Below are 24,394 nucleotides of genomic sequence, written 5' to 3' on the forward strand. Positions count from 1 at the left end.
TCTTCCTGATGCGCGAAGCCGGTGGGCGGGACGGGGCTGAAGTCAGACGCGGACCGGCAGCCTGGAGTCCAGGAGTTGCTGCGCCAACTCGACCATGTGCTCACCAGGCTCCGTTGAGCCCATGGCGGCCGCCAGGACCTGCGCGCCGTCCAAGATGACCAGAAGCTTGGCCGCGGTAGCCGGGCTGCGCCATGGGAGGTCGACGCCGACCAGGGAAGCTGTGTGCCTGGCGGCGCTGAGCAGATTGTGGGCAGTGGTTGGTCTGGGAACTGGGCGCCGATCCGCGGCACTGTGGCTTCATGCAGAGATCACCTCCGCGCTGGCCCTCGGTCTCCGGGGGCGGTGCGCGGCCCTCCGGTTGACATTCGGAAGTGTGAGTGGTTTATTACTCACATGACGACGAACCGAGGGCGACAGCTGTCCACCGCGGACGAGCGCCGGGAGACGGTGCTCGCCACCGCGATCGGCGCCTTCGCGGCGCGCGGCTACTGGGGCACCACCACGACGGAGGTGGCCAAGGCCGCCGGGATCTCCCAGGCTTACGTCTACCGGCTGTTCCCGAGCAAGGAGTCGCTGTTCGTGGCCGTCGTCGAGCGATGCTTCGTCCAGGTGCGCGGCGCGTTGGAGCAGGCCGTCGCCGCGGCGGCGGGCAGCTCGGCCGAGGTGGTCCTGCGCGCAATGGGCGACGCCTACGCGCGGTTGATCAGCGACAACGACCTCATGCTGATCCAGCTGCACGCCCAGGCCGCCGCCGTCTCGGAGGAGGCCGTCCGCGAGGCGGTCCGGCAGGGCTATGCCCGGCTCGTGGAGTACGTGCGCGGCGCCTCGGGCGGCAGCGAGCCGCAGGTCCAGGACTTCTTCGCCCGCGGAATGCTCTGCCACCTGCTGGTGTCCACGGGTGCCGACGAGGTCGAGGCGCCCTGGACGCGGACGCTCGCGGCGGGGATCACGCACTACTGAGCCCATCCCGGGCGTTCCGCCCGGGGTCGCGTCGGCGGGGCCCAGGCCCCGCCTTCTTTCCCCGGCAAGAGTGAGTGGTCAACCACACACATATCTGGAGTCGATGATGCGTAAGACAGCCACGGGCCCCGCGCTCGCGGGGCTGGCCGCGGCGCAGTTCCTCGTCGTGCTCGGCAATTCGATCGTGAACGTGGCGCTCCCGCAGATCCGCGAGGGCGCCGGGCTGACGGACGGCGGCACGACCTGGGTCGTCAACGCCTACGGACTGGTCTTCGGCGCGCTGCTGCTGGCCGGCGGGCGGGCCGCGGACCTCCTGGGCCACCGCCGCGTGCTGCTCGGCGGCCTGGCGATGTTCGGAACGGCCTCGGCGGTGGCCGGGCTGGCCTCGTCGGCGGGCCCGCTGATCGCGGCGCGGGCCGTGCAGGGCATGGGCGCGGCGGCCGTCGCACCGGCCGCGCTGGCGGTGGTGATGGGCCTGTTCCCGCCGGGCCCCGGGCGCGGCAGGGCGCTGGGGGTGTGGGGCGCGGTCTCGGGGGCCGGAGGCGCCGCCGGAGTCCTTCTGGGAGGTCTCCTGACCCAGGCGTGGGGCTGGCGGGCGCTGTTCCTCACCGTCGCCGCGGGGACCTTCGCCGTGCTGGCGGCCGTCACGGCCTCGGCGCCGCGGTCCGCCGAACGCGGCACCGGCCGGTTCGACCTGCTCGGCACCGTCACGATCACCCTGTCCCTGACGGGCCTGGTGTGGGGGCTGACCACGGCCCGCGAGCAGGGCTGGACCGACCCCCGCGTCCTGGGCGCGCTCACCGGCGCCCTCGTCTTCGGAGCGCTGTTCGTCCTCGCCGAACGCCGCCACCCCGACCCGCTGGTCCCGCCGCGGCTGTTCCAGGGCGGCCGGGTGGCCGCGGCCAACACGCTGATGGCCCTGTTCGGGTCGGTGTGGATCGCCCTGTTCTTCTTCCTGCCGCTCTACCAGCAGGAGGTCCTGGGCGAAGGGCCGCTGCTCACCGGACTCGGGCAGCTCCCCCTCGCCGGCGCGATCATGCTCGGCTCCGCCCTGTCGCCCCGGATCACCGCCCGGATCGGCGCGTCCCGAGCTCTGCTCGCCGCCCTGGTCACAGAGGCCGCCGGACTGCTGTGGCTGTCGCGGATCAGCGCCGACGGCTCCTACCTCGCCGACGTGCTCGGCCCGAGCGTCCTGATCGGGCTCGGCCTGAGCGTCGCCTTCATCCAGCTCACCGACCTGTCCATGGACGGTGTCGCCAAGGCCGACTCCGGCACCGCGGGCGGCCTCGTCAACACCACCCGGCAGGTGGGCGGGGCCGTGGGCCTGGCCGTCCTGGCCACCCTCGCCGGATCGCTCACCGCCCGCTCGTCCCCTCCTCACGTCCAGGCCCTGACCGACGGCTACCGCGCGGCCTTCGCCGCCTCGGCCGCCGTCCTCATCGCCACGGCCGTCCTGGCCGCCTACCTGACCCGCACCACCCGTACCTCCGGAAGGAACCACGAGATGCGCACCATCGACGAGACCGCCCCTGTGATCGTCCGCCTGTCCACCACGATCGACGCCCCGCTTGAGCGGGTCTGGGCGCTGCACACCGGCATCGACGCCTGGCCGGCCTGGAACGGCGACATCGACAGCGCCGTCTCGGACGGCCCCGTCGAGCCCGGCGGCTCCTTCCGCTGGACGACGCACGGCCTGGACATCACCTCGACGGTCTACGAGGTCGTGCCCGGCGAGCGGATCGTGTGGGGCGGCCCGGCCGGCGGCATCGACGGCGTGCACGTCTGGACCTTCGCCGCCGACGGCGACCGCGTCACCGTCCGCACCGAGGAGTCCTGGGCCGGGGCACCCGTCGACGCCGCCGCCGAACAACTCGGCCAGGCCCTCCGGCAGTCGCTCGAATCCTGGCTTGCGGCCCTCAAGGACCGCGCCGAGCAGCCCGCCCGATGACGACCCCTCCCACCACGCACCACATCGAAGAACAGGACTCCGCCATGACCGCCAAGCCGTACCTGACCGGCCACTACACCCCCGCCGTCGACGAGATCACCGCGACCGGCCTCACCGTCGAAGGCCACCTGCCGCCGGAGCTGAACGGACGGCTCGTCCGCAACAGCCACAACCCCAAGCCGGGGGTCACCCCCACCCACTGGTTCAAGGGCAGCGGCATGGTCCACGGCATCCGGCTCCGGGACGGCCGGGCCGAGTGGTACCGCAACCGCTGGGTCCGCACGCCCGCCCTCGAAGGCGCCCCCTACATGACCGAGCGCGGCGTGGACCTGACCGCGAGCACCGCGGGCACCCATGTCATCGAGCACGCGGGCCGGCTGCTGGCGCTGTGCGAGGCGAACCTCCCGTTCGAGCTCGACTCCGACCTGGAGACCGTGGGCGCCTACGACTTCGACGGCAAGCTGCGCAGCGCCATGACCGCCCACCCCAAGACCGACCCCGCCACCGGCGAACTGCACTTCTTCGGCTCCTCGCCGTTCCCGCCCTACCTCATCTACTACATCGCCGACGCCAAGGGCCGGATCGTCCACAGCGCGGAGATCCCCGGCGCGACCGCCTCCCTCAAGCACGACTTCGCCATCACCCGCCAGCACATCGTGTTCATCGAGGGCTCGGTCACCTTCGACCCGAGCGAGCACTCCGGCATCCCCTACGGCTGGAGCGACGAGCAGCCCTCCCGGATCGGTGTCATGCCCCGCACCGCCGACGGCGCCACGAAGATCCGCTGGTTCGCCATCGAGCCCGGCAACATGCTCCACGCCTCCAACGCCTACGAGGACCTGCAAGGCGGCGGCATCGTCCTGGAAGGCCCGTCCGTCGACCGCGAAGGCTTCCAGCTGTCCTGGAACTGGTGGGTCGGCGCGCCCGGCCGAGGCACCGAGCCCAACACCCGCTCCTACACCCGCCGCTGGCGGATCGACCTGGAGCGCGGGTCGGTGGACGAGCAGGTCATCGACGACCTCGCCGTGGAGTTCCCGACGCTCAACGAGGACTACCTCGGCGCCGAGAACCGCTACACCTATGCCATCTCCTTCCCCGACCAGGACGGCAGAGGCGGCTACGGCGTCGTCAAGTACGACCGCGCCACCGGAGCCCGCCGCGTCCACCAGGCCGGCGACGCCCGCCTGCCCAGCGAAGCGGTCTTCGTCCCCGCCGAAGACGCCGCGAACGAGGACGACGGCTACCTCCTGACCGTCGTCTCCGACCTCAAGCAGGACTCCTCCCGCCTGCTGGTCCTGGACGCCTCCGGACTCGACCAGATCGCCGCGGTCCAGCTCCCGCGCCGCGTCACCGGCGGCATCCACGGCTCCTGGATCCCCGACACCACCCGCTAGCCCACCCTCCGGGGCGCCCCATGAGGGCCCCCCCGCCCGCCCCGCTCAGCCATCACGCCCTTGCACGCAAGTAAGGACCGATCCGATGCCCCTCAACGGGATCCTCCTGGCCGTCCACGTGGCCGCCGCCCTCACCATCGTCGCCAGCGTGATCACCGACTGGATCGGCGTCCTGGCCCTCCGGGGCGCCACCACGACCGCCCACGCCAGGGAAGGTCTCAAGGCCCTGACCGCCTCCGCCGCCTTCGGCGTGTGGGGCAGGCTCGGCTCCCTGGCCGCCGCCAAGCTCACCGCCCGCCGCGACCCGAGCCCGACCGGAGCCCGCTGATGCTCATCGCCCTGCGCGTCACCGCCATCGGCCACGCCCTCGCGTTCGCCCTCCAGCCGATCCTCGCGGGCATGTTCCTGTCCGGCCGCGACAACGCCATCGGCAGCCACGGAGACAACGCCGCCATCGTCTCCACGATCGCGCTCGCCCTGACCGTCATGACCGCCGTCGCCCGCCGCAGACGCCTCGTCGGGCCGCGGGTCCTGCCGCTCACGGCCGCGATCTTCGTCCTGGAGATCGTCCAGCTGACCGCCGGCATGGATCACCGCATGTGGCTGCACATCCCGCTGGGCGTCGGCCTGTTCGCCGCCGTGACCGCCACGCTGCCGCTCCTCTTCGCCGCCCCGCCCACCCAGGAGAACTCCGCATGACCGGCCCCACCCGCCGCGACCTGTTCAAGCTCGCCGGCCTCGCCCTGGCCCCCGCCGCGCTCACCGCCTGCGCGGGCAACGGCGGGACGGTCGGGCCCGGAACCCTCACCAGCGCCGCACGGCTGCCCCAGCCGTACACGCTGCCCCTGCCGATCCCCGTCCCCGCCAAGCCCGCCCGCTCCGGAGCCGACGGCGACCACTACGACATGACCCTCAAGGAGAGCGCCGCCGAGATCCTGCCCGGCTACTCCACCACCATCTGGGGGTACGACGGAACCTTTCCCGGCACCTACCTGGAAGCCCGCTCCGGCACCCCGCTGATCATCCGCCAGACCAACCTGCTGCCCGTCCCCGCCGCCACCCACCTGCACGGCGGGATCACCCCGCCGTCGCAGGACGGCTTCCCCACCGACCTGCTCTACCCCCGCGGTCTCGCCCACCTCGCCTCCGGCCACACGGCGCACGGCGGCCACGCCGGGCACGGCGGCCACGCCGCGATGCATGACCCGCACGCCCAGGTCAGCGTCCACCAGCGCACCTACGCCTTCCCCATGCGGCAGCGCGCCGCCACCCTCTGGTACCACGACCACCGCATGGACTTCACCGGAGCCCAGGTCTGGAAGGGCCTCGCCGGCCTGTGCGTCGTCCGCGACGACCGAGAGGACGCGCTCCCGCTGCCGCGTGGCGACCGCGAGATCCCCCTGCTCATCTGCGACCGGGCCTTCGACGCGGACGGGCAGCTCGCCTACCCCGCCACCGACGCCAGCCTGCTCGGCGCCCCCGGCATGGACGAATCCATCATGGGCGGTGCCCGAGGCGACGTCATCCTCGTCAACGGCACGCCCTGGCCCTACCTGGAAGTCGACGCCGCCCGCTACCGGCTCCGCCTCGTCAACGGCTCGAACGCCCGCAGGTACGAACTCCGCCTCGACGGCCCGGCCGACAGCGTTCTCACGCAGATCGGCGGGGACGGCGGCCTCCTGGCAACGCCCGTCCGCCACACCACCCTGCGAATGTCACCGGCCGAACGTTTCGACGTCGTCGTCGACTTCTCCCGCTACCCGGTCGGTTCCGCCGTCACCCTCGTCAACCTCGCCGACACCGGCGGCGCCGGAAAGATCATGCGCTTCCAGGTCGTCCGTAAGGCGACCGACGACTCGAGAATCCCCGATCGGCTGTCCGACATCCCCGCGCTCATGCCCGACGGAGCGCGCAGGCAACTCGTCTTCTCCCGCAACGGCTCCCAGTGGCAGATCAACGGCAAGCCCTTCGACCCGGCGACTCCCCACCTGCGACCGGCCTTCGGCGTCACCGAACGCTGGACGATCCTCAGCGTCGAACGCCATCCCTTCCACCTTCACGGCGCGTTCTTCCAAGTCCTCGGCCGAGGCTCCGCCGGTCCCGGCCCCTACGACGCGGGGTGGAAGGACACCGTGGAGATGGCCCCGGGCGCCGAACTCCACCTCGCCGTCCGCTTCGACGCCTACCGAGGCCGCTACCTCGCCCACTGCCACAACCTCGAACACGAGGACATGGCCATGATGGCCACCCTCCAGGTCGGATAGCTCGGAGAGTCCCGCACTGGGCCTCCCGTAGGCGGACAGTTCGATGTCCGGGGCGGCGCGATCTTCACCGGGCGGCCGTCGACTGCCCTTCAGAGGGAAACCGCGAGCTCCGGGGACCATCCCCGCCCGGGATTCTCGTTGAGTCGGCACGGACCGCGGCGGCCGCGGCCATCGTGGCGTTGGTCATGGGCAGACTTCCCGGTACTTGCGCCCGGCCGCTGCGCAGACCGAGCCGACAAGGTCGGCGGGCATCGTTACGTAACCATCCCCGCGTACGCGGGGAGCAGCTCCGGTGGAGGGGGCCTGCGCCGAGGCTGGTGGGCGGCGATGGGCGCTCACCTGGGGTAGCGGCTCCTCATCGTCCCGAAATAGGCCTCCGGCGCCGCTTCCAGGTGCTCGGGCACGGCCTTCATGAACGCCTTCAGCACGTCCGTGGCGTTGTGCCGGTCCAGGTCCTCCTGGGAGCGCCACACCTCGTACAGGAAGAACCGCCCGTCCTCCTGCTCGTGCAGGTGGTACTCCAGGTTGCCTTCGTGCGCGCGCGAGGGTTCGACGAGATCGACCAGCAGCCTCCGCAGCTCATCTGCGTGGCCGGACTTGGGGGTGAGGAATCCATAGAGCGAAACCGGTGCTTGTACTGCCGTAGTTGTCATGCGACTGAGGTTAGGACGTGACATCGGTGTCAGTTTCAACTCTTGATCGCGGTGGCGTGGGTCACATGAAGATCGGCCGGCTGTCCCGCGAGACGGGCGTCGCCGTCCGTCTGCTGCGCTACTACGAGTCCCAGGGACTTCTCGCCTCTGAACGCACGGAAGGCGGCCATCGCGTCTACGCCCCGGACGCCCCCGCCACCGTCGCCCGCATCCGCCGCCTGCTGTCCGCGGGCTTTCCCACGCGGACGATCCGTGACCTGATGCCCTGCTTCGACGGCGACGCCCTGCAGCCCTGCGTCCAGGACCACCTGACCGGCCACCTGGCCGATCTGGAGGCCCGCATGGCCGACCTGGCCAAGGCCCGCACCACCGTGACGGCTCTCATCGCCTCCGCACCCCCGCTCAGCTCGTATTAGGCGGACCCCGTCCTGCGGCCCAGTTCCCGGCCGGGAACCCAGATACGACCCCGCCGGTGGACGGCCGAGCATGGTTCCGTTTACGGCGGTGCGAACGCCTGCCGCTTTGAAGGGCGCGCCCGCTCGGACCTGCGCGACCAGTTGGCGCGCGTTGTCGCTCTCATGAGGTCCGTATCGGTGGGATACCTGTCATTGCAGACATTGCATCGGCCGGTTCATGCTTGATCCATGAACGGCGCTGAGGTGCTGGTGGTGGTCTATGACGGTGTCCAACTGCTCGACGTGACGGGCCCGGTGGAGGCGTTCGACGGAGCGGCTCGGGCCGTGCCGGGGTCGTACCTGGTGCGGCTGGCCTCGCTCGGCGGTCGGGATGTGGTCACGTCGTCCGGCGTGCGTCTGGGGGTCGAGACCGACCTGGCGGATGTGGAGAGGCCGCTGGACACGCTGCTCGTGGCGGGCGGCTGGGGCTACGCCGACGCGGCCGGCGATCGTGAGCTGGTCGACCGGGTGCGGCGGTTGTCCGCCCGGGCCCGCCGGACCGTCTCGGTGTGCACGGGGGCGTTCGTGCTGGCCGAGACCGGGCTGCTGGACGGGCGGCGGGCCACGACGCACTGGGCGTACTGCGCCGAGCTGGCCGCGGCCTACCCGGCGGTGACCATGGAACCGGATGCGATCTTCGTCCGCGACGGGAACATCGGCACCGCCGCCGGGGTCACCTCCGGGCTGGATCTGGCGCTCGCGCTGATCGAGGAGGATCACGGACCGGACGTGGCTCGCCGGGTGGCCAGGTGGCTGGTGGTGTTCCTGCAGAGACCGGGCGGGCAGTCGCAGTTCAGCCACTGGTCGCGGTCCCGCGCGCCGGAGGGCGGGACGCTCCGTCGGCTGCTCGCGGAGATCGCCGCCGACCCTGGGGCCGATCACTCGGTCGCGGCGCTGGCCGAGCGGCTCTCGGTGAGCGAGCGTCACGTCAGCCGCCTGTTCACCCGTCAGGTCGGCATGACTCCTGGCCGGTATGTGGAGCGCGCCCGCGTCGAGGCGGCCCGGGTCATGCTGGAGACCGGCCGTGACGCAGTGGACGGCATCGCCCGACGGTGCGGCTTCGGAACCGCCGAGAACATGCGCCGGGCCTTCATCAGGGAGATCGGCATCCCACCCCGTGCCTACCGTGACCGCTTCACCGGCACCACCGCAGTGCTCTGACCGCACCGCGGGCCGCCAGGCGCTCATACCGACGACGAGGAGATCTCCTGATGAATGTGGTCTTCGTTCTTTATGACCAGATGACCGCTCTCGACATCATCGGCCCCTACGAGGTGCTGGCCGGTCATCCACAGGTGCGTCCCTGTTTCGCTGCCGCTAAAGCCGGCGGGATCAGCTGCGACAACGGGCTCACACTCCATGCCGACGTCGGCTTCGAGGAGGTGCCCAGCCCCGAGCTCGTCATCGTGCCCGGCAGCTCACGCTGGGGCAGGGCTCTGGAGGACGAGACCCTCATCGCCTGGCTGGCCGCCACCTGCCCGACGGCCGAACGCACCGTATCGGTCTGCACGGGCTCCACGCTGCTGGCCAAGGCGGGGCTCCTGAACGGGCGGCCCGCGACCACCCACTGGGCGGCGCGGGACGACCTCGCCGCATACGGCGCGATCGTCCGGACCGAACGGGTGGTCGTCGACCAGGACGTGATCACCTGCGCCGGGGTCTCGGCCGGCATCGACATGGCCCTGACCCTCGCCGCCGACCTGTGGGGTGAACCGACGGCCAAGACGATCCAGCTCGCCCTCGAATACGATCCCCGGCCGCCGTTCGACAGCGGCTCCCCGGACAAGGCCGCACCCGAAACGGTCGCCACGGCGAAGGCCCTGTTGACGGGCGTGTAGAACGACACCACAAGACGCCAACGGCGAACACAGGGTCGAGGACGCGTTCCGTATCCGGAACGCACCGCGCCCGGCCGGGCTGGTTTGGTCCAGGCGTTGCGACGGCGGCCCGCAGTCGCAGCACCCGGCTTGGCAGGTCTGCTGGTCGTGTCCGTCGGGGTGAGGTGGATCAGCCGCCGGTCGAGAAGGGGCGCGGTGCTCCGCGGCAGGTCACCGAGGGCGCCAGGGGCGTCCAGGGCTGCCTTCGGTTTGGGTGAAAGCACAAAAGAGCACGGCTACTGGGGAGACGGACATGAGTGACATGAACGACCTGGTCGAGCGCTACCTCGCCGCGTGGAACGAGACCGGCGCCGCCGCGCGGCAGGCGGTCCTGGCGGAGGTCTTCGCCGAGGACGCGGTGTACACCGACCCGCTGGTCTCGGTGCAGGGCAGGGACGGTCTGGACGCCACGATCGCGGCCGTCCAGGCGCAGTTCGGCGGGCTGGTGTTCAGTCTCGGCGGGCCCGTGGACGCCCACCATGACATCGCGCGCTTCACCTGGCACCTGGGGCCCGAGGGCGGCGAGCCGGTCGTGGTCGGCTTCGATGTGGCGGTGGTCGGCGACGACGGGCGGATCCGGCAGGTGCTCGGCTTCCTGGACAAGGTGCCGACCGGAGTCTGAACGTCCCCGGGGGGGCGGACCGTCCGTCTGCCCCCCACCGTCCCTGGAATACGATCCCTTGGAATACAGGAGGAACCATGACCGCGTACGTCATCGGGAAGCTGCGGGACGCCGCCCCGCACCCGGAGATCGCCGAGTACATCGAGCGCATGCCCACCACCTTCGAGCCGTACGGCGGCCGCTTCCTCGTGCACGTCACGCCGCACGAGGTGAAGGAGGGCCACTGGCCCGGCAGCGTCGTGATGATCGGCTTCCCCGGGATCGCCGAGGCGCGGGCCTGGTGGGACTCGCCCGAGTACCAGGAGATCGCGCCGCTGCGCTCGCGGCACATCGAGGGCGACATCATCATGGTCGAGGGCGTCCCCGACGGCTACGACCCGGCCGCCACCGCCAAGGCCATGCGGGAGTCGATGGCCGCCGGGTAGCTCGCAGGCGGGGCAGGCGGGCTGCGCAACCTGCTCATCACGGCCGACTGAGCGGCGCCGGTCTCCAAGGCTTCTGATCGAAGCCGCTGCGCCTTCAGGCGGGTGGACGGGTTTCCTCTCGAACCCTCCCGGGGCGGGTCCATGGCCTGACGGCGCGGCCGCGGCGTACCGGCGCCACGTCGCCGGGACCTGGCCACCCGCCGACCCGGTTGCCCGGCCGGCCACCCATCCGCGAAGTGCCGAGCTTCAATGCGTCAGCCCGCTGGGTCACCGGCACAGGCTGCGCTCGGCGGTCGTCACCAGGATGTCGACGACATGGTCGACGGAGGCACTGCGGCCGGTGTACAGCAGGTCGAAGCTGTCGAAGCCGGTCAGCAGCCACAGCGCGTCGGCGGCCCGGTCGACGGTGGTGTCCGGGCGCAGCACGCCCTGCTCGTCCAGGCGCTCGGCCAGGTGCGCCATGCCGGCCGCACGGCCCTGTTCGAGCCGTTCGATCGCCCCGCCGACGGCGGCCGAGTCGAGCGTCGCCATGGAGGACAGCACACGGAGCACGTCCCGGTTCGCGGCGTACATCTCGACCACGCCGCGGATGCCGCCCCGCAGGCCTTCGCGAGCGTCAGGATGGTCCGACTTCTCGATCATGGACTCGAACCCGCCGCGCTGCAGCAGGTCCGCCCCGACGGCGTCGAATAGGCCGGCACGCGAACCGAAGACCAGGTACACGGTGGGGCGCGCCACCTTCGCCGCCTGAGCGATCCGGTCGATGCTGACCGGCTTGGACGGCGTGGTCCGAAGCTGGTCGTAGACCGCGTCGAGGATCCGGCGCCGGGTCTCCTGTGCCGCCTCGGCGCGCAGGCGCTGCTCGTACTTCCGGGTTGCCATGGCAGCATGCTACTTCACTTGACAAGCTGTATTCCGAAAGACACAGTGTTACCCTAAATGATGCGAGAGACGCGCCACGATGACGCGCCGGCCTTGAGACGGCCGCCCTGCTGACCGGCCGCTCGCGCCACCGAACGACACCCGGGCAGCCCCCGCAAAATGACCGACACTCGCTTGAAAGGGCAGTACCACCATGACCGCATCGGCCCAGCAGACCCCGCTCAAGGTCGCGATCATCGTTGGCACCACACGTCCGGGCCGCAAGGCCGACACCGTCGCCCGCTGGGTGCACGCCATCGCCGCTGGCAGGGAGGACGCGGTCTACGAGGTCGTGGACATCGCCGACTTCGGCCTGCCTCACCTCGACGAGCCCATGCCGGCGCTCACCGGTGAGTACTCCAGGCCGCACACCCAAGCCTGGGCGGAGAAGATCGCCTCCTTCGACGCGTTCGTCTTCGTGACCCCGGAATACAACGCCTCCGTCCCCGGCGTACTCAAGAACGCCATCGACTACCTGGGCGCGGAGTGGGGCGGCAAAGCCGCAGGCTTCGTCGGCTACGGCATGGAGGGCGGGACGCGGGCGGTCGCCCACCTGCGAGACGTCCTGGGCGACCTGAAGGTGCGCGGGGTGGAGCCGACCGTCGAACTGGCCCTCCCCGCGGACTTCGAGAACTTCTCTGTGTTCACACCGCGCGAGTCCCGGCAGAAGCAGGTCCTGGCCGTGCTGGACGCGCTGCTTCTGGAGGCCGCCCGCCTGAGGACCGCGGTCCCGGCCGAGGCTGCTCCCCAGAACGCCTGATCCTTGTTGACCAGTTCGTACCGGGAGGTCGTGGAGGGTGCTCCGACCGAACGTGTACCTTGCCGATCCCGTTTCCCAGTGCGTGCGGGCGAGACCGCAGGGAGCGGTGCCTGCCCTCAGCCCGCGCGCCGCTTACCCCTGAAGGAAAGGAATCCATGTCGGAACTGGTCGCCTTTGCCGTCGTATCCTTGGTCATCATCGTGGTGCCGGGCCCGGACCTGGCCCTGCTGCTGGCCAACACGGCCCGTGCGGGGCGGCGCGCGGGCATGGCCACCGTGACGGGGATCATGCTGGGCAACGCGCTGCTGGCGGCGGCCGCGGTGGCCGGCCTCACGGCCCTGCTGACCGCCTCGGAACTCGGCTATGCGGCCCTCCGTGTCGCGGGTGCCGTCTACCTCGTCTACCTCGGGATTCGGGCCCTGTCTGACTTCGTCCACCTGCGCCGAACCGGTGCCGCGGACGCTCAGCCGCGCCGCCAGGCCGATCCCGCACCACGCAGCGCGCGGGTCTCCTTCCGGCAGGGGCTGATCAGCAACCTCCTGAACCCCAAGGTGGCGGCCTTCTACCTGTCGCTCTTCCCGCAGTTCACCCTGCCGGGCCTGGCCCCGGCAGTGGAGCACACCCTGCTGGCCGCACTCTTCTGGTTCCTGGCCCTGGTCTGGTACGCGCTGGTGCTATTGCTCCTGGCCCGGATCGAGATCCTGCTGCGTCGTCCGCGTTTCCGGCAGGGCATCGCCGGGCTGTCGGGCGCAGGACTGATCGGCCTGGGCGTCGCGCTGGCTGTGCGGGACTGACTCCGGACGATCCATCGCGACCAGCGGCGGCGCCCGCTGATGCCTTTCCCTGGCGAGGCGGTCTTCCTCGACCGCCTCGTCCTGCTCTGGGGACTGTGAGCCACCAAGTGAACGGTCGCTTCCCGGGATGGCGGGGCCGTCCTTCGAGCTCGACCACGCTCCGAATCTGCATGGCCAGGCATACAGATTAAGCTGTATGGTTGGCCATACAGATTGGAGGCCGATGAACATCGAGGACTGGATCCAAGGGCTGCCCAAGGTGGAGTTGCACCTGCATCTGGAGGGCTCACTGCGGCCGGCGACGCTCTTCTCGCTGGCGCAACGGCACGACGTCGCGCTGGGTGCGGCGAGCGCGGAAGAGCTGGGCGACCTGTACAGGTTCGACAGCTTCGACGACTTCGCCTGGCTGTTTCTGGCCGGGCTGGACGTGCTGCGCGACGCCGAGGACTTCGCCGACGCGACCGCCGCGCTCGCCGCCGAGCTGGCGGCGCAGAACGTCCGGTACGCGGAGGTCACCACCACCCCGCTCCAGCACCACCGGCGCGGCGTCGCGCTGGAGGACTACGCGGCCGGCCTCGACGAGGGACGGCGGCGTGCCCGAGACGAGCACGTGGTGCAGATCGGCTGGATCTGCGACATCTCCCGGGAGAGCGAGGACCCGCAGTCCCATTTCACCGTGGACTTCCTGCTCGGCCGAACGGCCCCCGAAGGGGTGGTCGGGCTGGGGCTGGGCGGAATCGAGCACGGCTTCCCGCCCGAGCCGTTCGCCTCCTCGTTCGCCAAGGCCAAGGCCAACGGGCTGGCCGCGCTGCCGCACGCCGGGGAGACCGCTGGCGCCGACAGCGTCTGGGGCGCGCTCCGGGCGCTGCGCGCCGACCGGATCGGGCACGGCATCCGCTGCCTGGACGATCCCGCCCTGGTCGCGTACCTGGCCGAGCGGCGGATCCCGTTGGAGGTGTCGCCCACCTCCAACGTCGCGCTCAAGCTCGTCCCGGACCGGCAGAGCCACATGCTGGGCGAACTCGTCCGTGCGGGGCTGGTGGTGACGATCAACACCGACGATCCGGCCTACTTCCAGACCACGCTGAACGACGAGCTGCGCGCCGCCCACGACCTGCACGGCCTCGACCGCCGGGCACTGCTGGACACCCAGGCGGCCGCACTGGACGCCTGCTACGCCCCCGCCGCGACGAAGACCGCCATCCGCCGCGAACTCAAGGAGATCACCCCATGAACCACCTCGACCCCGACGCCATCATCACCCGGCTCGGCCTGGGTCCCCTGCCGGTCGAAGGCGGGCTGTTCGTCCAGACCTGGCGCAGCGACCCGGGCGGCGCCCCGGCCGGCACCGCGACCTACGCCGCGCTGACCGACGACCCGGACTCCTTCTCCGCGATGCACCGGCTGCCGGTCGACGAGATCTGGCACTTCTACCTCGGCGACCCCGTCGACCTGCTGCTGCTGCACCCCGACGGGACGCACTCGACGCCCCGGCTGGGGCAGGACGTGCTGGGCGGGCAGCACGTCCAGTTCGTCGTCCCCGCCGGGTACTGGTTCGGGGCGTCGCTGGCCCCGGGCGGACGCTTCGCGCTGTTCGGCAACACCCTGGCCCCCGGGTTCCACAGCGGCCTGTACGAGGGCGGCGAGCGTGCCGAGCTGACCGCCGGCTGGCCGGACGCCGCCGAGCGCATCACCGCGCTCACCCGGCCCGGCGGCGAGCTGGCCATGCCGCCTGGCCTGTGACCGGTAAGTTCGGGGGATGACCCGCCCGGCCAGACCCGACCGCCCGCTGTACGTCCGCATCGCGATGTCGCTCAAGAGCCGGATCCTGGCCGGGCACTACACCCCCGGCCAGCGGCTGCCCAGCGAGGACGACCTCGCCGCGGCCATGGCGGCCAGCCGCAGCACCATCCGCCAGGCGCTGGGCGAACTCCGCGAGGCCGGCTATGTCACCAGCCGCCGCGGCTCGGGAAGCTACGTCGCCGACCGGCTCCCCATCGAGCCGCTGTCCCCGCGGTCGGGACCGGTCTACACCGGGTTCCTGGACGACCTGGACAACGAGGCCCACCACGTCCGCGAACTCGGGCGCACCCAGGAGGACCTCCCGGCCGACCGGGACCTGGCCGCACGCCTGAAGATCCCGGTGGGCGCACCCGTGGTCCGGTACCGCGCCACCCGGCTGCGCGACGGCGAGCCCTACGGGATCGCGACCGACATCGTCCCCCGGCCGGTGGCCGACCGCATCACCGCCGAGGTGCTCGCCGCCAGCCCGACCATCGTGGACGCGCTGGCGCTGGCCGGCAGCCGGGTCACCGAGAGCCTTCAGCGCCTGGAACCCGCCGTCCTGGACGCCACCGACGCCGAACGCTGCGGCGCGTCCCCCGGCGACCCGGCCCTGGCCATCACCGGCGTCGCTTACGACGCCGGCGGCGTCCCCAACGACGCCTACACCCTGACGGTCATCACCGGTTACGGCATCGGCCTGCACCTGACCCGCGCCACCCCGGACCACCCGGCAGCCGGACACGACATCGCCCTGGCCGAGCACTGACCGGCCGGTGGCGTGGGCGGCCACCTCGCGTGGCGTTGGTTCTCCGGTGGGTTTGCGGGTATTGCGCGGCCATGTTCTTCGAAGGGTTCACGCTGGATCGTGTCGATGTCGGCGAGGCCGAGCTGCGTGTCCGGCACGGCGGCGCGGGCGCGGCTGTGCTGCTCTTGCACGGGCATCCGCGGACGCACGCGACCTGGCACAAGGTCGCGCCCCTCCTGGCCGAACGCTACACCGTGGTCTGCCCGGACCTGCGGGGATATGGACAGTCGTCAAAGCCTGTGACGGACGCCGAGCACACCCCGTACTCCAAACGCGCGATGGCCCGCGACTTCGTCGCGCTCATGCGCACGCTCGGACATGACCGGTTCGCGGTGGCCGGCCACGACCGGGGCGCCCTCGCGGCGTTCCGGACGGCGATGGACCACCCGGAGAAGGTCACCGCGCTGGTGGCGATGGACGGCCTGCCCGTCGTCGAGCACCTGGAGCGCTGCGATGCCCGGTTCGCGGCCGCTTGGTGGCACTGGTTCTTCTTCGGGCAGTCCGACAAGCCCGCCGAGCGGATCATCAACGCCGACCCGGACGTCTGGTACACCGCGACGGACGAGCACATGGCCCCCGAGGCGTGGGCCGACCTGCAGAACGCGCTGCACGACCCGGAGACCGTCCACGGGATGCTGGAGGACTACCGGGCGGGACTCGGCATCGACCGGCGCCACGACGAGGCCGATCGCGCGGCGGGACGCCGCGTCCAGTGCCCCACGCTCGTGCTGTGGTCACAAAAGGACGATCTGGAGGACCTGTACGGCGACCCCCGGGAGATCTGGCGCGCATGGGCGCCCGATCTGCGCGGCCACCCCATCGACTCCGGCCATCACATGGCCGAGGAAGCACCCGCCGAACTCGCCGATGCGATGGGAATCTTCCTCGACGGCCTCAACCTCGATCCGCCCGCACAAGGGTGAGGTCTCTGGACCGTCCTGACACGCAGCTGACCACAACGAGGACGAGCGCAGGGCGGGGCTGCGGGACCGCACTGCGGCTGCGGCGCGCGGACGTCCAACACTGCTTCAGCATCCGGGACATATAGGAATGGGGTCTGCCTATTCGCCCTCTAGTGTGAGGGACATGACGAACACGCGGCAGTCCACCGAGATCCGTCCCTTCACCGTCGCGATCGAGCAGGCCGAGCTGGACGACCTGCGCGCGCGGCTGGCTCGCACCCGGCTGCCCCGGCCCGCGGCGAGCGACGACTGGACGCTGGGCACCCCCAACGGCTACCTGCGTGAGACCGTCGAGTACTGGCGCACCTCCTTTGACTGGCGCGCGGCAGAGGCGCGGATCAACGCGTTCCCGCACTACCTCACCGAGATCGACGGCCAGCGGATCCACTTCGTCCACGTGCCGTCGCCGGAGGCGGACGCCACGCCGCTGCTGTTGCTGCACACCTATCCCGGCTCGTTCGCCGACTTCCTCGACATGATCGGCCCGCTCACCGACCCCGTCGCCCACGGCGGCCAGGCCGAGGACGCGTTCTCGGTGGTCGTCCCGTCGATCCCCGGCTTCGGCTTCAGCACCCCGGTCAACGGCGGCGGCTGGACCCAGGCCAGGGTCGCCGGCGTCTTCGACACCCTGATGCGCCGCCTGGGCTACCACTCCTACGGCGCGCACGGCAGCGACATGGGCGCGATGCTCTGCCGTGAACTGGGCCTGCGCAACCCGCCTGGATTCCTCGGCATGCACGTGCTGCAGCTGTTCTCCTTCCCCTCCGGCGACCCCGCCGAGTTCGACGGGTTCGGCCCCAAGGAACACGCCGCGCTGGAGCACATGCAGTGGTTCCAGTCGGTCGGCGGCTACAACGCCATGAACGCCGCCCGGCCCCAGACCATCGGCGCGGCGATCGCCGACTCGCCCGTCGGGCAGCTCGCCTACAGCGAACTGCTCAACTCCTTCGGCAACGGCACCAGCCTCGTCACCATCGACCAGATCCTGCTCCAGGTATCCCTGTACTGGTTCACCAACACCCAGGCCACCGCCAGCCGGTACTACTACGAAGAGGCCCGCGCGGACGCCGAACCCGCGGTGAACACCGCCCCCACGGGCGTCGCGGTCTTCGCCGACGACTTCCAGACCATCAGGTCCCTGGCCGCACGCGACAACACCAACATCGTCCACTGGAGCGAGTTCCCCAAGGCAGGTCACTTCGCCGCGATGGAGGCCCCCGGCGAGGTCACCGCAGACATCCGCACGTTCTTCAACGGGCTGCGCGCCGCCTGACACCACGGTCCCGCCATTTCCCCGGAACGGAGACGAAGGGGTGCAGGCGCGGGAGGTCTCCGGTGTCGGTTCTTCCTGGTCGATAAACCACTCACCGGAGACCTCGCCACTTGCCGGTCAGGACGCGCCGCCCCAAACACGCCCTAGACGTGGGAGGGCAGGCGTTCGCCGGCGTGGCGGCGGCCCGCCACCACCACGAGGGCGCCGGCCACGGCGAGAGCGCCCAGCGCGGTGGCGAAGAGGGTGGCGCCGGCCGTCAGGCCCACGGCGTCGCTGAGGTAGCCGGCGGTGACTGGCAGCAGGCCGGCCGGGACGTAGCCTCCGATGTTGAACGCGGCGTTGGCCTCGGCGAGGCGGCGCGGCGGGACGGCGGAGTTCAGCAGCGACAGCCCGCCGAGCTGCCCCAGGCCCTGCCCGGCGCCGGCAAGGACGGCGGACGCGGCGAGTGCGCCGACCGACGCGCCGTGCACGGCGGTGACCAGCGCGGCCATCGCGGCGGTCGTGGTGGCGGCGCCCGCCAGCAGGACGGTGCGCCGCGGCAGCCGCTGGACGGCGAACTGCACGCCGGTCGCGGCGGCGAACATCACGAACGCCATGCCGCCGGCGATGATCCGGTTGCCGGTGCCGAGCAGTCCGGACAGCAGTGACGGGCCGAGCGACAGCACGAACGACGTCGCGGTGATGCCGGGCGCGAACACCGCGATCCCGAGGACGAGCCGCATCACGCTTCCACGCGGGACGCGGGGCACCCGGATCCAGGCCCGCGCCGCGGGCCCGGCCGGGCGCGGCAGCGGCAGCCGCAGGACGGCGAGCGCCGCCGTGACCAGCAGCACGGCCTCCACGGCGAACACGGTGGCGGTCGGGGCGGGCAGCGTCTCGGACAGGACGCCGGACAGGAACGGCCCGAGTCCGGCGCCGAAGACCATCGCCGACGAGGCGAGGAGCGCCGCGAGGCGGCGGCGGGACGGTCCGGCGACGTCGGTGACGGCGGCCATCCCGGCGGAGACGACGGCGCCGACCGCGATGCCGGTCAGCAGCCGGGCGACGATCAGCGCGGTGACGGTGGCGGCGGTCGCGAAGACGCCGCAGGCGGCGAGGGCCAGGGCGAGCGCGGGCAGCAGGACGGGGCGGCGGCCGAACCGATCGGAGAGCACGCCGGACACCAGCAGGGAGCCGAGCAGCCCGACGATGTAAAAGGCGAAGACGACGGTGAGCGTGCCCTTGGAGAAGCCGATGTCTCGCTGCCAGAGCACGTAGAGCGGGGTGGCGGCGTTCGACAGCACGAACACGGCGGAGACGGGCCAGGCGGCGAGCCAGACCAGGTGGGTGGGGACGTGCGCGGGCGCGGCCTCCTCGGGGGCGTCCTGCAGGGCGCGGGCGGTGCGGGTGTGCGGCATGGGGCCTCCGTCGCTTCAGTACGAATTTTTTCGAACTTAACATGTAGTACGATGAAGTTCGTACAAGGGAGGGGATCCGGCATGGCGACGACGGCGGGCACCACGCGAGCGGAGATCAGGAGAATGCCTGAACCGCCCGGCCTGCCCGAGCCGCTGCCGGAACCGGCCGTCGAGGACCTCCGGCTGGAGACGGTGTTCGGCGCGCTCAGCGGGCCGCTGCGGATGACCATCGTCCGCAGGCTCCTGCTGGAGCGCGAGGAGTTCGACCACTCCTGCGGCTGGTTCGGCTTCGACCGCCCGAAGTCGTCGCTGACTCACCACTTCAAGGCCCTGCGCGAGGCCGGCGTCCTGCGGCAGCGCCAGTACGGCCTGGAACGCCGCAGCGAGGTCCGCATCGACGACCTCGAAACCCGCTTCCCGGGCCTGCTGGATTTGATCGCATCGTCATAGGCGTCAGGCCGTTGGACGACCTTCCTGCAACGAAGAAGAAGACCGTCGAGGCGCTCGCCGTGCTCGCCCACCTGCGCGCCAACGGCCGCCACCACTCGATCGTCGTCTGCCCGGCGGCCGTGGTGACCACCTGGGTCCGCGAAGTCGCCTCGAAGTCAACGCTTCAACCCCATCGGGTCCATGGGCCTGGCCGCGAGGCCGCGACACGGAACTGGACCCGCGACGGCGGGGTCGCGGTCACCACCTACGAAACGCTCGGCTGGTTCGAGAGTCACGCCCGCGCGGCCGGGGACCTCGGCCGTGTTGTCGTGGACGAGGCTCACTACGTCAAGAACCCGGCTGCGATGCCGGGAGAACCGCATCGCCGACCGTGGCGGTTCCCGGACCCGCAGGCCGTCTTGGGGCATTGGCGTGGCTGCGTGGCTCGGCGGGGAGTCTGCTGGCGGTGGCCAAGTCCCCGACAAGAAGTGAAAGCGGCGAGAACGTCCTGCCTTGCGCATGGGGGCGACCACCGAAGGTCCTGGCGCGTTCTGGCGTGGCACGGTCGGGACGGGGGAGTGACGTCGGTGGGTAGCCTGCCTGGATGATCACCGCTTTGGCCGTTGAGAACTACCGATCCTTGCGCCGTCTGGTGGTGCCGTTGCGGCGCGTGACCGTGGTGACCGGGGCGAACGGCACGGGGAAGTCGAGCCTGTACCGGGCGCTGCGCGTCCTGGCGGATGCCGCGCGCAACGGCGCCGTGGCGGCGCTGGCAGGCGAGGGCGGGCTGGCGTCGACGCTGTGGGCCGGCCCGGAGCAGGCGACGTTTTCTCAGCGCGACGGCGCGCCAGGTGGGGGGCCTGCCGGTCTCCGGCTCGGCTTCGCGGGGGACGAGTTCGGCTACGCGATCGACTTCGGGCTGCCGAACATCACCGGCTCGATGTTCGTCCGTGACCCCGAGATCAAGGCGGAGGCGTCCTGGGCGGGGCCGGTGCTGCGTCCGGCGACGCTGCTGGCCGAACGCGCGGGGAGCGCGGTACGCATCCGTACCGAGGACGGGGGCTGGCATCGGGTACCGCACCGGCTGCGGCCCTACGACAGCATGCTCAGCGAGCTGGCCGACCCGCAGCATGCCGCCGAGCTGATGACGTTGCGCGAGCACATCCGGTCCTGGCGTTTCTACGACCACGTCCGTACCGACGCCGACGCGCCCGCGCGGTCCGCCCGGATCGGCACCCGGACGCCGGTGCTGAGCGGTGACGGCTCGGACCTGGCGGCCGCGCTCCAGACCATCCGGGAGATCGGCGACGACGCGGCGCTGGACGCGGCCGTCGACCGCGCCTTCCCCGGCAGCCGCGTCGAGATCACCGAACACGGCGGACGGTTCGAGCCGGTACTGCGCCAGCCCGGCCTGCTGCGTCCGCTGAGCGCCGCGGAACTGTCGGACGGCACGCTGCGCTACCTGCTGTGGATCGCGGCACTGCTCACCCCGCGACCGCCGGCACTGCTGGTGCTCAACGAACCCGAGACCAGCCTGCACCCTGAGCTGCTGCGGCCGCTGGCCGAGCTGATCGCCACCGCCGCCGACCACACCCAGATCCTCGTGGTGACCCACGCCGGGCACCTGGCCTCCGGCCTGGAAAAGGAGCTGGCTTACGCACCGGACACCCTCGCCACGACCGGGCTGGTCAAACAGAGCGGTGCGACGGCCGTCGAGGGGCAGGGTCTCCTCGACGAGCCGCCCTGGCACTGGCCGAAGCGCTGACCACTGGGTACGGGGCAAGGGCCCGCGGCTCGCGGCTCGCGGCGATCATGGCCGGATCCGCGATGCCGGGCCGGGTCTTCCCGTTCCGCACCTGAGCGCCAGGCCGACGACGCCGCATAGCCCTCAAACCCGAATCGTCTGGGTCGGGAACGTCGTACATAAGGCGCGGTGAAGCCGGTGCTCCAAATCGCGGGCTGGTCACGTCCAGCGGAGTGATGTATGAGCACGTCTCCGCGTGTCATATTTCCGCAGGTCAAGCGGCGAGCTTCGATCCATTCGTCGGTCTGCTTCATCAGAACCGCGCCGACCAGCCGGACGGTCGCGTTCCGGTCAGGAAGATGCCGACCACGTCGGCGCGCCGCCGGATCTCCTTGTTGAGGCGTTCTCGCGGGCCGATGCCTTGCTGGTTCTGGTTCCGGGCTGCGGCCAGGCGGCCTTCGACCCTCTCCCATCACTGATCAGGTCGGTGCTCAATCGGCTACGACGGGCAGAACCCTGGGCAGGTTCGCCACAGAGTCAGAGCCTCCACTGGACGGCACCGTGCGCGGCGAGAAGACCGACGCAAGATGCCAGGAGCCCGATTGCTCACTGCTCTCACCGAACGGCCAGGGAGAATCTGTCGTTCGGGACAGAGTCGAACGAGGAGGGATCGGTGGGCCGGTATCTTCAAGTCTGAAAGTCTTGCTGGTAGAACGCTGTTTCTGCCGTCACTGAAACGTGCCGGGTGGGCGAAGGGAATTCGTTGGGTGCTTCGCGCCAGCCGGCGACGCGTCGTCCGTCGACCAGGCGGGCGTGCCAACCAACGGGCGGCGCCGAGTGCCCCTTGCGGCTTGGGGCCCAGGTCGAGCGCAGTGAAACAGTTCTCGGCACCCGACAGGCCGCCGCTGTTTCCTGATGGCGTGCCGCGCGCTTGAGCATGCGGGGCGATCGGGCCGCCCAACGCGGCTTTCCGTGACTATTGCGATGAATGCGGTGGCCTCATGAAATGATCAGGCCTGCGGGCGCTCGTTCGCGAACTCCGGATACCGCGTCGCTCATCGGCCTGCCAGGGGGACAGTGATCATGGAACCGCTGCGCCGCTCCGATCCTCGGATGATCGGTCGATATCGCCTGCTCGGACAGCTTGGCAGCGGTGCCATGGGCCAGGTCTACCTGGGTCGCTCTCCCGGCGGGCGCCCGGTCGCGGTCAAGGTGATCCATCCGTGGGTCGTGGCCGGGTCCACCTTCCGCGCCCGGTTCCGGCGTGAGGTGGAGGCGGCACGCCGGGTCGGTGGGTTCCACACTGCGCAGGTGGTGGACGTGGACGCCGAGGCGGAATCGCCGTGGATCGTCAGCGCCTACGTCCCGGGCCCGTCCCTGCGAGACGCGGTGAACGAGCACGGGCCGTTGCCTGCCGCGAGCGTGCTGACCCTCGGCGCGGGGATCGCCGAGGGGCTGTCGGCAGTGCACGCGTGCGGGCTGGTGCACCGCGATCTCAAGCCGGGCAACGTCCTCATCGCCGCCGACGGACCGCGCATCCTGGACTTCGGCATCGCGCACCTGGCGGACGCGTCCACGCTGACGGCGTCGGGCGCGGTGATCGGCACGCCCGCGTACATGTCTCCCGAACAGGCGCGCGGAGACGATGGGCTCGGCCCGGCCAGCGACGTCTTCTCCTTGGGCGCGGTGCTGGCGTTCGCGGCCACCGGACGCAGCCCGTTCGCCGCGAACTCGATCGCGGCGGCGGTCTACCGGATCCTGCACCGGGAACCCGACCTGACCGGCCTTCCGCACCCGCTGCGCGGCCTGGTCACCGAATGCCTCGCCAAGGAACCGGCAGACCGTCCGGACGTGGCGGAACTGATCGAACGCCTGAGCGCGGACGCCGGGAATGACGATTGGCTCCCCACGCCCGTCATCGAGATGGTCACCGAGCGCTCGCTGACGGCACCCGACGCCGCGTCCACGGCGCGGGACCCCGTGACACCGCCCAGATCCGAGACGCCACAAGCCCCCCAGCCGCCGCGGGCGGACGCCGGCCCGACCATCCCGGACACGGCCGATGCCGGAGCGGCCAAGCCCCGGCGGGCCGCCATGAACACACCCGGGGACCGGTCGTCCGCCCGTCAGGCGGCCGTGAGCCCGCCGTCGACCGGGGACTCCGTGCCGCCCGCGGGCGCGCGCCGACACGCAAGGAGCGGCGGACCCTCCCGCCGCAAGTGGCTGATCCCGGTTTCCGTCTCTGCGGCGGTGGCCCTGCTCGCGACGGCCGGTGCGGTCGCCACCACCTTCTGGCCGGAGTCGCAGGCGAATCAACCGGACCAGGCGGCGACGGCCGGCCCGACCAGGGCGGTGACGACCACGGCCACGCCTCCCGCGCCGAGGTCCACGCCGACCACGCCCAAGCCCCGCTCCGCCTCACCGAAGCGGTCGGTGAGGGCGTCCATCCCGCCCGGATATGTGGTGGGGAGGGCCTTCGCGGCGCGGCTGGCCGTCCCGTCCGGCTACCTCGCCGACCAGCTCGACGGCTATCGCTACATGTTCAAGGCGCCCCCCGGGCAGCAGAAGACCCAGATCATCCAGATCTTCGTATGCAGTCACGAGGACTCCTCGGACGCGCCGAAAGGGGCCGCCGCCCGCGCCAGGTACTGGACACGGTTCTTCGGGTCCGCGCGCGGTGTGCACGACCCCAAGATCCACGTTGGCGATGCGACGGTGAACGGACGAGCGGCCAAGGTCCTCACCATGATCTTTCGCGACGACGACAACCATGTCCGGGGCAAGCAGGAGATGTACTACAGCGGCAGCGAAGGGGAATGGAAGATCGTCATCGACTACCGGCTGGAAAGCTACAACGACGAGATCGACCAGTCGCCCTTCCGCACCGCGATCACGACATTCCGGGTGTGAGATGGCCCCTTCCCGC

25 protein-coding genes and 1 pseudogene are annotated in these 24,394 nt (G+C 71.1%); 22 read left to right on the top strand and 4 right to left on the bottom strand.

The genetic code is table 11. The features are described 5' to 3' along the window. The first annotated feature begins 393 nt into the window (after positions 1 to 393). The 6 genes from ACA361_RS27110 (at position 394) to ACA361_RS27135 (ending at position 6,566) form a co-directional block, all read left to right on the top strand. Entirely contained in the window at positions 394 to 960 is a 567-nt protein-coding gene (locus ACA361_RS27110) for a TetR/AcrR family transcriptional regulator (RefSeq protein ID WP_375016336.1), read from the top strand. 103 nt (positions 961 to 1,063) lie between these two features. Next, positions 1,064 to 2,908 carry an MFS transporter gene (locus ACA361_RS27115; protein ID WP_375016337.1) on the top strand — a complete coding sequence of 615 codons (1,845 nt, stop codon included), beginning with the start codon at positions 1,064 to 1,066 and terminating at the stop codon, positions 2,906 to 2,908. Further along, positions 2,905 to 4,302, top strand: coding sequence for a carotenoid oxygenase family protein (locus tag ACA361_RS27120; protein WP_375016339.1), 1,398 nt, complete (start codon positions 2,905 to 2,907; stop codon positions 4,300 to 4,302). The genes ACA361_RS27115 and ACA361_RS27120 overlap by 4 nt, the downstream gene beginning before the upstream one ends. An 85-nt stretch (positions 4,303 to 4,387) precedes the next feature. Beyond that, positions 4,388 to 4,630 (top strand): hypothetical protein, encoded by a 243-nt coding sequence (locus ACA361_RS27125; protein WP_375016340.1) that lies wholly within the window; start codon positions 4,388 to 4,390, stop codon positions 4,628 to 4,630. Next, a complete protein-coding gene (locus ACA361_RS27130) occupies positions 4,630 to 5,001 on the top strand; it encodes a hypothetical protein (protein ID WP_375016342.1) in 372 nt (123 codons plus the stop codon). Before ACA361_RS27125 ends, ACA361_RS27130 begins: the two co-directional genes overlap by 1 nt. Next, positions 4,998 to 6,566 (top strand): multicopper oxidase family protein, encoded by a 1,569-nt coding sequence (locus ACA361_RS27135; RefSeq protein ID WP_375016344.1) that lies wholly within the window; start codon positions 4,998 to 5,000, stop codon positions 6,564 to 6,566. The genes ACA361_RS27130 and ACA361_RS27135 overlap by 4 nt, the downstream gene beginning before the upstream one ends. Positions 6,567 to 6,901: 335 nt before the next feature. Here the strand turns inward: ACA361_RS27135 and ACA361_RS27140 are convergent, their stop codons facing one another. Then, the gene (locus ACA361_RS27140) at positions 6,902 to 7,219 is read right to left on the bottom strand and encodes a putative quinol monooxygenase (RefSeq protein WP_375016346.1); all 318 of its coding nucleotides are present in this window, start codon (positions 7,217 to 7,219) and stop codon (positions 6,902 to 6,904) included. A 65-nt stretch (positions 7,220 to 7,284) separates the two neighbouring features. Here ACA361_RS27140 and ACA361_RS27145 point away from each other — a divergent pair, with 65 nt between their 5' ends. From ACA361_RS27145 to ACA361_RS27165, 5 genes are all read left to right on the top strand, one after another. Beyond that, the gene (locus tag ACA361_RS27145; protein ID WP_375016348.1) at positions 7,285 to 7,635 is read left to right on the top strand and encodes a MerR family transcriptional regulator; all 351 of its coding nucleotides are present in this window, start codon (positions 7,285 to 7,287) and stop codon (positions 7,633 to 7,635) included. Positions 7,636 to 7,878: 243 nt separating this feature from the next. Then, positions 7,879 to 8,835 carry a GlxA family transcriptional regulator gene (locus ACA361_RS27150; protein ID WP_375016350.1) on the top strand — a complete coding sequence of 319 codons (957 nt, stop codon included), beginning with the start codon at positions 7,879 to 7,881 and terminating at the stop codon, positions 8,833 to 8,835. Between the two features lie 50 nt (positions 8,836 to 8,885). Further along, entirely contained in the window at positions 8,886 to 9,512 is a 627-nt protein-coding gene (locus tag ACA361_RS27155; protein ID WP_375016351.1) for a DJ-1/PfpI family protein, read from the top strand. A 292-nt stretch (positions 9,513 to 9,804) separates the two neighbouring features. Continuing rightward, a complete protein-coding gene (locus ACA361_RS27160) occupies positions 9,805 to 10,173 on the top strand; it encodes a nuclear transport factor 2 family protein (RefSeq protein ID WP_375016352.1) in 369 nt (122 codons plus the stop codon). Between the two features lie 77 nt (positions 10,174 to 10,250). Beyond that, the gene (locus ACA361_RS27165) at positions 10,251 to 10,598 is read left to right on the top strand and encodes a DUF1330 domain-containing protein (RefSeq protein WP_375016354.1); all 348 of its coding nucleotides are present in this window, start codon (positions 10,251 to 10,253) and stop codon (positions 10,596 to 10,598) included. Between the two features lie 267 nt (positions 10,599 to 10,865). Here ACA361_RS27165 and ACA361_RS27170 read toward each other — a convergent pair whose 3' ends face one another. After that, positions 10,866 to 11,480 (bottom strand): TetR/AcrR family transcriptional regulator, encoded by a 615-nt coding sequence (locus tag ACA361_RS27170; protein ID WP_375016356.1) that lies wholly within the window; start codon positions 11,478 to 11,480, stop codon positions 10,866 to 10,868. 193 nt (positions 11,481 to 11,673) lie between these two features. Here ACA361_RS27170 and ACA361_RS27175 point away from each other — a divergent pair, with 193 nt between their 5' ends. From ACA361_RS27175 to ACA361_RS27205, 7 genes are all read left to right on the top strand, one after another. Next, positions 11,674 to 12,279, top strand: coding sequence for an NADPH-dependent FMN reductase (locus tag ACA361_RS27175; RefSeq protein ID WP_375016359.1), 606 nt, complete (start codon positions 11,674 to 11,676; stop codon positions 12,277 to 12,279). Positions 12,280 to 12,434: 155 nt separating this feature from the next. Next, positions 12,435 to 13,073: a LysE family translocator gene (locus ACA361_RS27180; protein ID WP_375016361.1), complete on the top strand. Its 639-nt coding sequence runs from the start codon at positions 12,435 to 12,437 to the stop codon at positions 13,071 to 13,073. A 223-nt stretch (positions 13,074 to 13,296) separates the two neighbouring features. After that, the gene (gene add / locus ACA361_RS27185) at positions 13,297 to 14,307 is read left to right on the top strand and encodes an adenosine deaminase (protein ID WP_375016363.1); all 1,011 of its coding nucleotides are present in this window, start codon (positions 13,297 to 13,299) and stop codon (positions 14,305 to 14,307) included. Beyond that, positions 14,304 to 14,816, top strand: a complete 513-nt coding sequence (locus ACA361_RS27190) for a cupin domain-containing protein (RefSeq protein ID WP_375016365.1) — start codon at positions 14,304 to 14,306, stop codon at positions 14,814 to 14,816. The genes add and ACA361_RS27190 overlap by 4 nt, the downstream gene beginning before the upstream one ends. 16 nt (positions 14,817 to 14,832) lie before the next feature. Then, positions 14,833 to 15,624 carry a GntR family transcriptional regulator gene (locus tag ACA361_RS27195; RefSeq protein WP_375016367.1) on the top strand — a complete coding sequence of 264 codons (792 nt, stop codon included), beginning with the start codon at positions 14,833 to 14,835 and terminating at the stop codon, positions 15,622 to 15,624. Positions 15,625 to 15,695: 71 nt separating this feature from the next. After that, positions 15,696 to 16,586, top strand: coding sequence for an alpha/beta fold hydrolase (locus tag ACA361_RS27200; RefSeq protein ID WP_375016369.1), 891 nt, complete (start codon positions 15,696 to 15,698; stop codon positions 16,584 to 16,586). A 163-nt stretch (positions 16,587 to 16,749) separates the two neighbouring features. Continuing rightward, entirely contained in the window at positions 16,750 to 17,898 is a 1,149-nt protein-coding gene (locus ACA361_RS27205; protein WP_375016371.1) for an epoxide hydrolase family protein, read from the top strand. 143 nt (positions 17,899 to 18,041) lie between these two features. On the opposite strand, the gene ACA361_RS27210 is transcribed toward ACA361_RS27205, so the two are convergent. Further along, the gene (locus ACA361_RS27210; protein ID WP_375016373.1) at positions 18,042 to 19,295 is read right to left on the bottom strand and encodes an MFS transporter; all 1,254 of its coding nucleotides are present in this window, start codon (positions 19,293 to 19,295) and stop codon (positions 18,042 to 18,044) included. A gap of 123 nt (positions 19,296 to 19,418) precedes the next feature. On the opposite strand from ACA361_RS27210, the gene ACA361_RS27215 reads away from it, so the two are divergent. The 3 genes from ACA361_RS27215 to ACA361_RS27225 are packed head-to-tail and all read left to right on the top strand — an operon-like array spanning position 19,419 to position 21,489. After that, positions 19,419 to 19,745, top strand: coding sequence for an ArsR/SmtB family transcription factor (locus tag ACA361_RS27215; RefSeq protein WP_375016375.1), 327 nt, complete (start codon positions 19,419 to 19,421; stop codon positions 19,743 to 19,745). A gap of 11 nt (positions 19,746 to 19,756) precedes the next feature. Then, positions 19,757 to 20,332, top strand: coding sequence for an SNF2-related protein (locus tag ACA361_RS27220; protein ID WP_375016377.1), 576 nt, complete (start codon positions 19,757 to 19,759; stop codon positions 20,330 to 20,332). Next, positions 20,329 to 21,489, top strand: a complete 1,161-nt coding sequence (locus ACA361_RS27225; protein WP_375016379.1) for an AAA family ATPase — start codon at positions 20,329 to 20,331, stop codon at positions 21,487 to 21,489. Before ACA361_RS27220 ends, ACA361_RS27225 begins: the two co-directional genes overlap by 4 nt. A gap of 257 nt (positions 21,490 to 21,746) precedes the next feature. Here the strand turns inward: ACA361_RS27225 and ACA361_RS27230 are convergent. Continuing rightward, a pseudogene (locus tag ACA361_RS27230) lies at positions 21,747 to 21,880 on the bottom strand (transposase); the annotation flags it as partial. A gap of 671 nt (positions 21,881 to 22,551) precedes the next feature. On the opposite strand from ACA361_RS27230, the gene ACA361_RS27235 reads away from it, so the two are divergent. Beyond that, positions 22,552 to 24,378, top strand: coding sequence for a protein kinase (locus tag ACA361_RS27235; protein ID WP_375016381.1), 1,827 nt, complete (start codon positions 22,552 to 22,554; stop codon positions 24,376 to 24,378). The last annotated feature ends 16 nt before the right edge of the window (positions 24,379 to 24,394 follow it).

It is taken from the genome of Actinomadura sp. 21ATH (assembly GCF_041951345.1).
Classification (GTDB): domain Bacteria; phylum Actinomycetota; class Actinomycetes; order Streptosporangiales; family Streptosporangiaceae; genus Spirillospora.